The organism is Eikenella sp. HMSC061C02 (assembly GCF_001809035.1).
Taxonomy (GTDB): domain Bacteria; phylum Pseudomonadota; class Gammaproteobacteria; order Burkholderiales; family Neisseriaceae; genus Eikenella; species Eikenella corrodens.
The window spans coordinates 62,321-75,084 of record NZ_KV795563.1 but is presented as its reverse complement, the minus strand read 5'-3'; the positions used below and the strand labels follow the sequence as shown (position 1 = coordinate 75,084).

Below are 12,764 nucleotides of genomic sequence, written 5' to 3'. Positions count from 1 at the left end.
CTCCCCCCCTCAGAGCCGGAAAAGTTTCTTGATTTCGTTCTCTGCCGTTACCGGCATCTCATCTTTCTCATACTGACGAACATTGGCCACGATGGTTTTTGCTCGGGTGATCTCGTCGTTCACCCATTGAGCGTATGAAGAACTTGTATTCAGATTATCGATAACCGTGAAGAAATAGTCCTTCTGGTTTGCCTGAAACCAGAAGCTCAGGCTGCAGACCCATTTCTCCATCTCGAAGGAAGATCGAAACGGAAACCCTGCGGTCGCATTCCAATACTTGAACAACCGAATGGATGGCTTGATCAGCGACTTGTTCTCTTTGTTCTTTGCCTCAAGCGTTGCGTTGAAATCATTCGGGTTGGTCGTCATCCAACTGCCAGAGCCATCCGGAATCTGCAGCTCGCCGAGCCAGGTCGTAGTTGCGGGAACGAGGTCGAACTTGATGTGGTTCAGCTCCAGGACAATGGTCGGACTGGACTGACGGATATCCGAAGATTTGTAGTACTTCTCGACAAAAGCCTTCAGCCGATTCAGATAAGTCTGAGGCGTGGCGTTGTTCTCGCTAAACACGATCATGTAATCAATATCCGAACGCTCATCCATAGAGCGCGGAAGAATCGTGCCTCGAGTCGACGAACCGAAGCGGAAGTGCTGCTTGATTACGCCACTGCTGAAATGCTGGCCAAGCCGGGTTTGCAACGTGGAGATCGATGTCGTGATCAACGACTGCTCAGCTGTGGAGAGCACGGCACTACTGGCCGTGTCCGTCAGAAAACTCAATACCGACATTCTGTCATTTCTCCTTATCTACTTTGTGGGTGGCTTCGACTTCTTCGATCCCTTTGCGAGCTGCGACAAATGCGCGCCTTGGAATACTCGGGCTCTTCTGGTTCAGCTCATTGCGTGCAGAGGAAAGCGCCTTCAATCTCTCAGGAAGTTCGTCCAGCCGATCTGTCTCAAGCAGTTCGATCTCACGAAAAAAGCGGGCTTCATTTCGAAGAGCCAAGAACTGTCCGGCAGCTGCCCGGTGCATTGCAGCGCGCTCGTTCGGCTTGAGAAAGGTCATCAATCCCGTCAGCAGCGACGCCAGCAAGGTGAAGGCACTGGCCCACTCGGGTTGGCTTTTAACCAGAGTGGCACCTGCAATCGCACCAAGAGCGGTTGCAGGCACACCAAGCCAGTAGTTGCGCCGAACCCATGTATCTTCGGCGTTGAAATGCCCCTTGCTCGAATACAGGGCGTCTTCTTCCAGTCGCTCAGCCTCTCTGCAAAGCGCAGAAATCTTGGCTTGATCCTCTGGCGATGTCCCAGTCATCACGTCCTCCCGCACCAATTCGTTCTCATGCTGATGCTCCAGTCTGTGGCGGAGCCTTCGGCGGAATCGCGCCCTGCTGATAGGTCGCATCGAAAACGGTGTCCGTCAGCCAGCGCTTGAAGTTGGGGTTGTCGCTGAACTGCTTGAACAGTTCGGTGTGGTCGGACAGCAGCTCCAACACCACACGGTTGAGCGCCTTGTCGTGCTCTAACTTGGCGTTCTGCTTGTCGGAGTTCGCCTGCGCGTTCTGGTAGGCCTTGTCCTGCGCAACACGTGCCGGGATCTCCTCGGCGATAACCTTGCGGATCTTGTCCTCGTCCTTCCACTCGATGTTGCCGAAGAGGTCGTTGAAGGTCTTGATGATCGCGGAGAGTCTGTCGATGTCGGCTTCGCCCTTGCCGCCACCGCCACCCGGCGGCACTGGCTCGACGGTTGCGTCGGCATCGTCCATCGCCATCTTCAACGCCGCTTTGGCCTCAACCCGATAGCTGTCCATGTCGATGGTCTCCAGCACCCCCTTGGAGAGGTCTTCTTCCTTGGGCGCGGGCAATTTCGGGATGAGGAAGTTCAGGAAGATCGACAGCTTCTCCCACATCGGGTGACCGTAACTCAGGATCGCGGCGAGGAAACCGTAGCTGCGCACAAAGGCCTTCGCCTTTCCCTTGAACTTGACCTGATCGTCCTCGCCGAGCTGGTCGGTGTACTCGACCACGCACGCATCGAGGATCGGATCGAGTTTGTCCCGGTCTGCGCCGCTCAAGTAAAGCGTCACCAAGTCTTCCACCTGCTGCCAGCTATACACCTGCTGCCCGTCGAGTTCAGCCTTCAGGTCGTGCAGCTTGTTGGCGTCGGTTTCGCCGGTCTGTATGGTGGTGCGGTAGTAATCCTGGAACGCCGCCTTCACTGCCTCGGCATTGTCGGCGAAGTCGAGCACGAAGGTGTCGTGCTTCTGTGGATGCGCCCGGTTCAGGCGTGACAGGGTCTGCACCGCCAGCACGCCCGCCAGCGGCTTGTCCACGTACATCGTGTGCAGCAAGGGTTCATCAAAGCCGGTGACGAACTTGTTGGCAACGATCAGGAATCGATACGGGTCTTGCTTGAGATTGGCCGGAATGTCCTTGCTCGGAAACCCGTTGAGATCAGCCTCGGTCTTCTTCTGCCCGCCAATCTCGAAGTCGCCCGAGTAGGCCACGATCGCCTTGTACGGGCTCTTGATCTGGGTGAGGTAGTCCGACACCTCGCGCCAGTAGTCAATGGCCCGCGCGATGCCGTTACACACGATCATCGCCCGCGCCTTGCCACCGATCTTCTGTTTACCCGCCACCTGCGCTATGAAGTGATCGACCATGATCTCGGCCTTGCGGCGGATGGCCTTGCGGACGCGGGTTCGGTTCCGTATTCCGCCACCAGATTTCCTTTCATAAAACTTGTTTGGGTAGCCTTCGGGCTGCTGTTTTTATGTACTAGAAGTGTTTGGCGGTTTTAAAAAGGCTACCTGAAGGTTTCAGGTAGCCTTTTTTTAGTGAATTAAACTAAGAATGCTGCTGCGTTGGCTCGACTAGTCGTATTGTCTGCGGTTGGCCGCTTTGTTCCATCCTCATTTTCCTCTATTCGGTTGGATAAGGTTTTGCTGCGGCCAAACCGTTTTCTTTATGCCAAACGCGTGATGCAGTTTGAAGGATGTGGTTGATTACAGAGATCTTCGGAAATACCGGCCAATTTGGTGAGTACGGCAATTCACGCGCCATTTGTTGCTGTTTTGCCAATAATAATCCACGATGATGCCTTGGTTATCAGTGTAGAAGATGCGGTCTTGGTTTTGGCCGTAGCAGACGTCGCTATAGTAGTTGGTAATGATGGGGCCGTTTTGACTGCTGCCTTCGTATTCATGGCCGCCGTAGGAGTAGTAAGTATAGCGCCAGAGGTAGGCATAGCGATTGTTTCCCGATTTGACTCTACCTTCTGTCGGTTCGACGCCATAGGATTTGATAACGGCATCGATGGGTTTGCCAACAAAGCGTTTCATACGTGTGTCTAGGCTGGCACAGCCGGCAGTGAGGCAAACGAGGCCGGCCAGGAGGGCGGTGCTGCCGATGGAGATTGGGGAGGGCATGATGTGCTTTCTGATGGTGGAAATGAGGGGCGGAATGATAAAAAAGGAGTAGGCAAATTGGCAAGAGGCTACCTGAAAAACATAAAACGTTTTCAGGTAGCCTCTTGGTTGATACACACTTGGCCTTTAATAATGCGGTGGGATTTCGGCGGCGGGATTAAAGGGCTGATTCGCCCCACCGCCGTCTTTTTCTTGCAAGCGGCCGTAGAGCAGGCGCAGCTGGGCTTGTTGCAAGTCTAAGGCTTGCCGCAAGCGGGCGACGGTGTCGTTCAAGCTGTCGAGCAGGTCGTTTTGCAGGGCTACCTGAATTTCCAGTTCGGCCAGCCGCGCTTCGGTGTCGTTCTGCGTCATCACAGCACCATGGCGGCCACCCAGCCTGCGGCCATCAGCGGCAGGTTGTAGTGGATGAATGTGGGGATAACCGAATCGTAGATGTGGTCGTGCTGGCCGTCTACGTTCAGGCCGGAAGTTGGGCCGAGGGTGGAATCGGAAGCAGGCGACCCGGCATCACCCAGCGCGCCGGCGGTGCCGATGATGGCCACGGTGGCCAGCGGCGAGAAGCCCATGCTGGCGCACAGGGGAACGTAGATGGAGGCAATGATGGGCAGGGTGGAGAAGGAGCTGCCGATGCCCATGGTTACCAACAAGCCGACGGCAAGCATAACCAGAGCAGCCATGCTTTTGTTGCCGGCAAACAGGTTGGCGCTGGTGTCGACCAAGGGTTTGATCTGGCCGGTGGCCTGCATCACTTCGGCGAAGCCCTGGGCGGCAATCATAATGAAGCCGATCATCGCCATCATGCGCAGACCACTGTCGAATACCGCATCCACTTCGCGGCGGCGCACCACGCCGGTGGCCATGAATACGCCGAAGCCGATCATCGCGCCCAAGAGCAGCGCGTCGTCGTATACCAGCTGTACCACAAAGGAGGCCACAATCGCCACTACGGCCACCACGCTGCGGTAGGTGGAGATTTTCGGCGCATTGGCCGCAGCCTGCTCGGAGCTTAAATCCACCTGATTATTGGTGTAGTGGCGCGGTTTGCGGTAGTGGACGAAGGCGAGCAGCAGCCCCACAAGCATGCCGGCCGCGGGAATCGCCATGGCTTCCATCACGTTGACGCCCTGCACGTTCATACCGGCTTTTTGAATATTGGCCAGCAGGATTTGGTTTAAGAAAATCGCGCCAAAGCCATAAGGCAGGAACATATAGGTGGTTACCAGGCCGAAAGTGAGCACGCAGGCCAGCAGGCGGCGGTCGATCTGCATGCGGTTGAACACGAGCAACAGCGGCGGCACCACCATCGGGATAAAGGCGATGTGGATCGGGATGATGTTTTGGCTCATGATGCTCATCAGCAAGAGCGCGCCAATCAGCCCCCATTTCAGGCCATTTACGCTGGAAGGGATTTGGTCGCGGCTGGCATTGCCGCCCATTTTGCGCACTACCATGCCGGCCAGCTGATAGGGCAGGCCGGAGTGGGCAATCGCCATGGCAAACGCGCCGAGCATGGCATAGGAGAGCGCAATCTTCGCGCCGCCGGCCAAACCGCTTTGGAAATGGGTAATCACGCCTTTGGTAATCACTTCTTGGGTAGCCGGGTCGGTAATATCCGCCAGCGGCAACCCTGCAGCCAGGCCGCCCACAAATGCGCCAATCACCAAGCTCAACACAACGTGTACCCGTGCCGCCGATAAAATCAGCATCACCAGCACAGCCAACACTACGGCATTCATTTTACTTTCTCCTTTCTTGCGCCTGATCCGCATCCGCCAAAAGCAAAAGCCAAAGCCCGATTTCTCCGTATGATTGCCCGAGGTGGAGAAATAAGCGCTTTAGCTGTGTGTGGCCGGATGGACATTGGCCGCAGATTTATTTCATTAGTCGGGAAATCAGTATAACAACGGAAAAAGCGGCGGGCAACAGGCAAATTGATTGGCTGTGAATAAATTCCCCCGCCGATTCAGCAGAATAGGGGAGGCTACCTGAAAAGCAGGGAAATAGTTTCTGCATAAGCGGAGTTATGGGATTGAGTGCGGTGGAATAGGAAGATGCTTATCGATCGAGAAACAGGGTGGGTCGGTATCTGCCATAAGAAAGGCTACCTGAAAAATGGCCGCATCCATTTTTCAGGTAGCCTCAAGCCGACGGCATCAATTATCCAGCAAATCAGCCCAGGTTTCCGGCTGTGTCCACACAATGCGCGGTACGTTCAGGTGGCGGTTGTGCGGCGCATCGTAGAGGCGGTGTTGCCACAGGGGCGGCAGGCTGCCTTCGATAGTGGGCTTGTCGTCGATGAGGATGTCGCCGCGCACCCAGGTTTTGTCTTTGGCGATAATCACGCGCCGTGTCCATTCTGCGCCCAAGTGTTGTTCCACCCAGGCGATTTTCTCGCCGGCGCAGTAGCGGTATTGGTTGACCGGCGCGGTGCAGATGCGCACGTCGTGGCCGGCAGCCAAAAGGGCGTGGGCAGCTTCCACTGCGCCGGGCATCGGTGGCAGGCTTTCGAAAAAACCGACTGCGCCGTAGAGTTCGGTCGCGTGCGGGCGCAGGTGCTCGGGCAGGCGGTCACGGATGTAGAAAAGGTGTTCTTTGCCTTTTATTGGTGCGTCTTCGCCGAAGCGGCTGCGCCAATGGCGGCGGAATCCGCTTTCAAAGTCGGCGAGCACGTTGTCTTGGTCGAGCAGGATGAGCATGGCGGGCTTTCTGTGGTGTGTTGGGATAAGACTGGTTGAAAAGTTGGTAGCTCGATTATAAGGTTTTATCGGGCATCTAGGTTTGGGCTGTCAATTTTCAAACGCCAATGCCCGGATGCCTGAATTTGTGACATTGCCTGTCGGGCTGAAAAGGCTACCTGAAATTTCAGGTAGCCTTTGTTCTGTTTGCCCTAATCAATCCGGTAGTGCAGTAATCGGTAGGCATGGCGGATTTTGGGAAATAGGCGCATGAGCCAGTAGTTGAGGCCGATGTCTTTGGCTTCGGGGAAATCGGTCATGTGTTTGGCGGACACAAGATGGAGGTTGGCGGCCCAGCTTTCCATTTGGCGGTCGTCGTCGCAGGCGAAATCGAAGCGGGCGCGGGCGTGTTTGAGGGCGTCGTGTTGGTCGGAATGTTTCACCATAAACGTGCCGGCCACGTCGAAGGCGATTTCGCCGCGGAAGCGTTGGGCAAGCTGTTGGAACAGTTCGCGCACTTGGACTTCGGCAAAATACATCAGCACGCCTTCGAGGATAAAGAGCACGGGGGCGGCGGGGTGGCTTTGGCGCAGCCGTTCCATCCAGCCGGTGTCGAATGCGGAGGCGGGGACGAGGGTTTCGTTGGCTTGCGGCGGCAGCAGTGTTTCGCGCAGGGCGATGACGTCGGGCAGGTCGAGCTGGTAGAAGGGGGTGTGGTCGGCGGCGCTGCCGAGCCGCTCGCGGCGGCCGTCGAGCCCGCAGCCGAGAATGGCAACGATGCCTTCGGGGTGGCGGCGGATAAAATCGGCGGCCACTTGGTCGAAATAGCGGGCGCGCAGGGCTGTGCCCACACGGCTGTTACGGGCGGAGCGGAATCGGGTGAAGTCGTAGTCGATTTGCGGCACAAGGCGCAGGGCGGCGGGGTCGTTCAGTATCGGCCGGCTTTGCTGTGCGTCGAGGTATTTCATGTAGAGCGGAATCAGCAGGGTTTCGCTGACGGCGTTTTGGATTTTTAGCATGACATCTCTCCTGAACCGGGCTGCCTGCAGGCGTTTCCTCAAATGAAGATTTGAGCTGTACAGAAACTGGGTTGCAGCTCTGCTTTCAGGTAGCCTGTTGGGCTAAATAGAAATGAGAATCTTACAGAGGAGATTGTACACCTGAATAAGCAGCTTGAGATGATGTGAAAGGCTACCTGAAAGCTCTAAAGTGGCTCATCCGGATAGTTAAAGCAGCTATATCAGGGGGACGCCGGCTGCTTCGTGCTGTTTTCAGGTAGTCTGTCTGCTTGAAAACCAAGCCAAACCGCCCAACTAGCAAAGTGCTGCTGATGCGGTAATTGCGTGTATACCGAATGCGCCTGCTGCTTCAGTCTACCTGAAAACCTCATCCCGCAAAGGAATCCCCATGAACCCCGTCTTCCAGCCCTACACCTTCAACAACGGCGCCACCGTTCCCAACCGCCTCGCCGTCGCCCCTATGACCCACTTCGCTTCCGATGAAAACGGACACATTACCGACCAAGAGCGCACGTTTTTGCAAAACCGATTCCGCGGCTTCGGCCTGTTTATCGCCGCCGCCACGCTGGTGCAGGCCGATGGCAAAACTTTCCACGGCCAACCGTATGCCATCAACGAGGACGACCTGCCCAGCCTGCGCGAAGTTGCACGAATCGCCCAAGCACAGGGCGCGAAAGCCATCCTGCAAATCCACCACGGCGGCCTGAAAGCCGAACTTTCCGCCGACATCGTCGCCCCGTCCGCCGATGAAGCCACGGGCGCGCGCGAGCTGACCGCCGCCGAAATCGAGCAGCTCATCGCCGCCTATGCCAATGCCGCCACCCTCGCGGTGCAGGCCGGGTTTGATGGCGTGGAAATCCACGGTGCAAACGGCTATTTGCTGCAACAATTCGTGTCCGCCCAAACCAACCGCCGCACCGACGAATGGGGCGGCAGCCTGCAAAACCGCCTGCGCTTCCCGCTGGCCGTGGTTGATGCCGTCGCCGCCGCCGTCAAAGCACACGCCAAACCCGACTTCATCTTGGGCTACCGCTTCTCGCCCGAAGAGCCGGGCGAACACGGTATCACTATGGCGGAAACTTTCGCCCTTGTGGACGCGCTGGTGCAAAAACCGCTGCAATATCTGCATGTTTCCCTGCACGATTTCTACAAAAAAGCCCGACGCGGCGCAGACACCCACCGCGCCCGCATGGAACTGCTGCACGAACGCATCGCCGGCCGCCTGCCCTTAATCGGCGTGGGCAACCTTTACACCGGCAGCGACATTGCCCAAGCGTTTGAAACGGGTTGGGCGGAGTTTATCGCGCTGGGTAAAACCGTGATGATTAACCCTGATTTGGCCGACTTGGTGCGCGAAGGCCGTGATGCCGACATCCAAACCGAATTCGACCCCGACCACGCCGACCACTACCGCCTGCCCGATGCGCTGTGGCAACGCTGCCTGACCAACTCGCCGTGGCTGCCGCCCGTGAAGGGGATGGAACGGCAGATTGTGGATATTTGAGCGTTTTAGACGGTCTGAACATGAAAAAGCAGCCTGCACATTAAAGTGCAGGCTGCTTTTTAGGTTTTCAGGTAGCCTCAAACACGCATCAAAGCAACGCCCGTCTCACCGCCTCCTGTCCCCGTTGGTCCAGCCGCAGGAATTGGTGGATGATGCGTTGGGCATCGGGTGCGTCGGCGGCGGAAAACAGCGATTGCACGTAATCGGTTGCAGGCTGCTTTTTGATGGCTTCGGGCGTGCCGATTTGTACCAGCTGGCCGTTGTGCATCACGCCGATGCGGCAGGCGAGTTTGGCGGCTTCCTGCATATCGTGGGTCACAAACACGATGGTGGTGCCGAATTTCTGGTGAATCATGGCGATTTGGTCTTGCAGCACGGTGCGCACCAGCGGGTCGAGCGCGGAAAACGGTTCGTCCATCAGCAGTACTTGGGGTTTGGCGGCAATGGCGCGCAAAATGCCGATGCGCTGCTGTTCGCCGCCGGAAAGTTCGTGCGGGTAGCGGTCGCGGTAGTGCGCAGGGTCAAGTTCCACCAACTCCAGTAATTCATTCACACGCGTTTTGCGTTCTGCTTTCGGCCAGCCCAAAATGTCGGGCATGAGCGCGATGTTTTCCGCCACAGTCATAGTGGGGAACAGGGCGATTTGCTGCAATACGTAACCAATTTGGTGGCGGAGCTGGCGGATGTCGTAGTCTTTAATCCGTTTGCCGTGCAGATAAACGTTGCCGTCGGTCGGTTCAATCAGCGCGTTAATCATGCGCAGCGTGGTGGATTTTCCGCTGCCCGAACCGCCCACCAACACGAAAAATTCACCCTGATAAATGGTCAAATCCAAATCGTGCACAGCATATTTGCCGTCATATTGCTTGCCTGTGCCGCGAAATTCGATAAAGGGGACAAGATTATTTTGCATATTGTGCCTTAATGATGGCTTCCAAATTGATACCAAATCATGTGCAGGCTGCCTGTAGGGTTTCAGGTAGCCTATTCGTTCATGACCACCACTTTCCCAAATCCGTCCGCGCTTTGCAAAAAACGGTGGGCTTCGGGAACTTGTTCCAATGCAAACACGCGTTCAATGAAGATTTTCACATTAAACTGCCGGATATAGTCAAACATCGCATCCAGCTTAGCTTGCGAGACATTGCCCGAATAAAAGGCGGTGAGATAGCTGTTGTTTTTGAGTTCGATAATCGGATCAAAATCGTTCACGTACCATATATTACCAAGCTGCCCTGTATTGCAAACGATGCCGTGTTCGTTGATGTGGGAGAAGGAATCACGCAAAGTTGCCGGCCCGACCAATTCCAGAATTTTGTCATAGCTTTGGTCGGTTTGTATTTTGCCATCGGCTTCAGTAATCACTTCGTCAAATCCGACTGCTTGCAAACGGGTAGCTTTGGCAGGATTACGCGTTGAACCGTGCAGTACGACATGCGGAAACTGCGCTTTGAGCAACTGTGCAAAGGCTACGCCCACGCCGCTGCCTGCACCACGCACCAGCACACGATCTTGCGGCGCGATACGAAGCTGCTGCAATGAGCCGAATGCGGTGTAGTAGGTCTCGGGAATTGCGGCAAGGGTTGTCCAATCCAAATCGGTATGAACGGGGTAAATTTGCTCGTTGGGCAGCAACACATATTCGGCGTAGCTACCGTCAAAGGCGCGCCCCATTTCGCCCATAATAGAGACGACCTTTTGTCCGACCGCCAGCGCGGGCGTGGAACTTTGCGCCACTTCGCCCACACATTCAATGCCCAAGATGCGCGGAAATTGGACCGATGGCGATTTGCCTTCGCGTGTGAAAATCTCGGAATGGTTGATGCCGAAGCCTTTGATTTTCACCAGTGACCAACCCTCTTTGATATCAGGTGTCGGCACGTCTTGATAAATCAGTTGCTCCGGGCCGCCGGCTTGGTAGATTTTTACGGCTTTCATAACGTTTTCCTAAGAAGTTGTTTTTATTGGGAGAGAGCTTGCAGGCTGCTTCTGATGCTTTCAGGTAGCCTGCCGCTCATTTCAATTCGCCAACAACCCATTCTTCTCCAAATAATCCCGAGCTACATTTTCCGCACTTTCGCCTTGCACTTTCACGCGGTAGTTCATTTCGCTCATTTCCGCTTCGCTGATTTTGCCGGCCAAGCGGTTCAGCGCGGCCACGATTTGCGGATTCTTCGTGGCAAATTCCGCTTTCATCAGCGGTGCGCCCTGATAGGCGGGGAACAGGGCGATATCGTCTTTCAGCAGGCGCAGCTGGTATTGCTTCAATTCGGCGTCGGTGGAGAAGGCTTCCACCAAGTCGATTTTGTCATTCAACAATGCCGTATAACGTAAGGCTGGTTCCAAGCTGACAATATGTTTTAGCGTGATACCGGCTGCCTGCATGCCTTTGTAGCCGTCCGCCCGGTCGGTAAACTCCAGTGAAAAACCTGCTCGGATATCGGGTGCAGCCTGCTTTAAGTCGCTGATGGCATTCAATTGGTGCGCCGCGCCGTAACTTTCTTTGACCGCCAACGCATAAGTGTTCTGATAAGACATTGGTGGTAGAAACTCTAACTGATATTGTTCCGCCAATAATTGTTTGCCCCGTTGATAGGTTTCATCTGGCGACAGATGGCGGTTTTTCTGCTCGGGCGGCACTTGCACCAAGGTTTCCAGCACCGTGCCGGTAAATTCAGGGTAAATGTCGATTTCACCACTATTCAGTGCGTTAAACAGGAACGTGGTTTTGCCGAAATTAGGTTTGACTGTAACCTTGATATTCGGATTTTCACGTTCAATCAATAATTTATACATATTAATCAGAATATCAGGCTCGCTGCCCATTTTGCCGGCAATCACTACGTTTTTTGTGGCAGGTGTAAATGAAATCTGCGACAGGCCGAGTGCGCCAAAGCCCACAGCCAATGCAAGAATCATCGGCAACTTGCGCCGCGATTTCCGCAACAGGCCAATGATGCCGCTCACGCCGACCGCCAGCAGCGCGGAGAGCAATGCGCCGGTAAACGTCATCGTCATGTTGTTTCGGTCGATGCCGAGCAGAATCAGGTTACCCAAGCCGCCTGCGCCGATTAACGCAGCAAGAGTTGCTGTGCCGACAATCAGCACCGCCGCCGTGCGAATGCCCGAAATCATGGCAGGCAAAGCCATCGGCAGCTCAATCCGCCACAGCGACTGCCAACGCGACAGCCCGAATGCGGTGTACGCATCTTGAATCGATTGGTCGATTTGGGTCAGCCCCAAATAGGTATTTTGAAAAATCGGCAACAGCGCGTATAGCGTGAGCGCAATCAAGACGGGCGGCGAACCGATGCCGACAAATGGAATCAGCAAGCCCAGCAGCGCCAAAGACGGGATGGTTTGCAATATATTGGTGAACTGCAATACCGCTTCCGCTGCCCGCTGTCTGCGCGCAAACAACACGGCGGCAGGCACGGCAATGGCCACTGCCGCGAGCAAAGCCAGTCCGGAGAGCCATAAATGTGTGAGCAGCATTTGCCAGAGTTCTGCGGGGGAGAAGGGGAGGGATGCGGGCATGATGTTCGGCTGTGTTGATGGTTAGTGGATTGAATGGTATAGGGGGTTGGGGGATGTGGCAAGGAATGGCGGCGTGAAGGCGGAGGTGGAAAAGCAGCCTGCACTTTGAATTTACCAAGTGCAGGCTGCTTTTTAGGTTTTCAGGTAGCCTTTATCAGGCGATGGAGAGCTTATCGACGTATTTCTCTTTGCTATTCAAACATCCTCAGCACTTCTTCCAACAGCTCAATGCGCCATATTTCGTTGGCGGGATTATTCAGCGCGGCAGTGAGGGCGGTATATGCTTTTTCTGCGCGTACACCTTCTATTTTTTCAATTTTATCGAGAATGCCCGCTGCTTCATGCGCCATTTCGAAATTGCCGTCAATCAGCCAGCCGATGGCTTTCTCAAACAAAGGCTTCGCCGGATAGTTTGCCAATGCATAAATCAGCGTACCGCGAACTTTGGCATATTCCGCACTGTTTAGTGCGGCCAAAATCAACGGGTAGATTTCCCAATTGCGTTGTTCGGCAAGGTCTAAAATCAGTGGGATTTTGTTCCGCAGCGGAGTTTGTGGATTTTTGATTTGTTCAATCAATTCGTTATTGTTCATTTTATTTC

At 55.1% G+C, this 12,764-nt stretch carries 13 protein-coding genes; 1 reads left to right on the top strand and 12 read right to left on the bottom strand.

What is annotated here, in order from left to right:
* Positions 1–9: 9 nt before the first annotated feature.
* The 8 genes from HMPREF2541_RS08695 to HMPREF2541_RS08660 form a co-directional block, all read right to left on the bottom strand.
* Positions 10–789, bottom strand: coding sequence for an SMODS domain-containing nucleotidyltransferase (locus HMPREF2541_RS08695; RefSeq protein WP_064103315.1), 780 nt, complete (start codon positions 787–789; stop codon positions 10–12).
* 4 nt (positions 790–793) lie between these two features.
* On the bottom strand, positions 794–1,315 hold the full coding sequence (locus HMPREF2541_RS08690; protein WP_070543176.1) for an SLATT domain-containing protein: 522 nt from the start codon (positions 1,313–1,315) through the stop codon (positions 794–796).
* A gap of 25 nt (positions 1,316–1,340) precedes the next feature.
* Positions 1,341–2,663 carry a type I restriction endonuclease subunit R gene (locus HMPREF2541_RS08685; protein ID WP_210387152.1) on the bottom strand — a complete coding sequence of 441 codons (1,323 nt, stop codon included), beginning with the start codon at positions 2,661–2,663 and terminating at the stop codon, positions 1,341–1,343.
* Positions 2,664–3,005: 342 nt separating this feature from the next.
* Entirely contained in the window at positions 3,006–3,428 is a 423-nt protein-coding gene (locus HMPREF2541_RS08680) for a hypothetical protein (RefSeq protein ID WP_070543146.1), read from the bottom strand.
* A gap of 126 nt (positions 3,429–3,554) precedes the next feature.
* Entirely contained in the window at positions 3,555–3,779 is a 225-nt protein-coding gene (locus tag HMPREF2541_RS08675) for a SlyX family protein (RefSeq protein ID WP_064086280.1), read from the bottom strand.
* Positions 3,779–5,164 carry a Na+/H+ antiporter family protein gene (locus HMPREF2541_RS08670; RefSeq protein ID WP_023887343.1) on the bottom strand — a complete coding sequence of 462 codons (1,386 nt, stop codon included), beginning with the start codon at positions 5,162–5,164 and terminating at the stop codon, positions 3,779–3,781. The genes HMPREF2541_RS08675 and HMPREF2541_RS08670 overlap by 1 nt, the downstream gene beginning before the upstream one ends.
* Positions 5,165–5,581: 417 nt before the next feature.
* Entirely contained in the window at positions 5,582–6,124 is a 543-nt protein-coding gene (locus tag HMPREF2541_RS08665) for a 5' nucleotidase, NT5C type (protein ID WP_003823971.1), read from the bottom strand.
* A 191-nt stretch (positions 6,125–6,315) separates the two neighbouring features.
* Positions 6,316–7,122, bottom strand: coding sequence for a class I SAM-dependent methyltransferase (locus HMPREF2541_RS08660; RefSeq protein ID WP_064086278.1), 807 nt, complete (start codon positions 7,120–7,122; stop codon positions 6,316–6,318).
* A 388-nt stretch (positions 7,123–7,510) separates the two neighbouring features.
* Here HMPREF2541_RS08660 and HMPREF2541_RS08655 point away from each other — a divergent pair, with 388 nt between their 5' ends.
* Positions 7,511–8,626 carry an NADH-dependent flavin oxidoreductase gene (locus HMPREF2541_RS08655; RefSeq protein WP_070543144.1) on the top strand — a complete coding sequence of 372 codons (1,116 nt, stop codon included), beginning with the start codon at positions 7,511–7,513 and terminating at the stop codon, positions 8,624–8,626.
* Positions 8,627–8,714: 88 nt separating this feature from the next.
* On the opposite strand, the gene HMPREF2541_RS08650 is transcribed toward HMPREF2541_RS08655, so the two are convergent.
* The 4 genes from HMPREF2541_RS08650 to HMPREF2541_RS08635 all read right to left on the bottom strand — a co-directional run bounded on the left by HMPREF2541_RS08650 (position 8,715) and on the right by HMPREF2541_RS08635 (position 12,756).
* Complete coding sequence (locus HMPREF2541_RS08650) at positions 8,715–9,539, bottom strand: ABC transporter ATP-binding protein (RefSeq protein ID WP_064086276.1); 825 nt, start codon at positions 9,537–9,539, stop codon at positions 8,715–8,717.
* Positions 9,540–9,610: 71 nt separating this feature from the next.
* The gene (locus HMPREF2541_RS08645) at positions 9,611–10,564 is read right to left on the bottom strand and encodes a zinc-binding alcohol dehydrogenase family protein (RefSeq protein ID WP_064086275.1); all 954 of its coding nucleotides are present in this window, start codon (positions 10,562–10,564) and stop codon (positions 9,611–9,613) included.
* An 81-nt stretch (positions 10,565–10,645) separates the two neighbouring features.
* Entirely contained in the window at positions 10,646–12,163 is a 1,518-nt protein-coding gene (locus tag HMPREF2541_RS08640; protein ID WP_070543141.1) for an ABC transporter permease/substrate-binding protein, read from the bottom strand.
* Positions 12,164–12,354: 191 nt separating this feature from the next.
* Positions 12,355–12,756, bottom strand: a complete 402-nt coding sequence (locus HMPREF2541_RS08635; protein ID WP_049257657.1) for a HEAT repeat domain-containing protein — start codon at positions 12,754–12,756, stop codon at positions 12,355–12,357.
* Positions 12,757–12,764 lie beyond the last annotated feature (8 nt).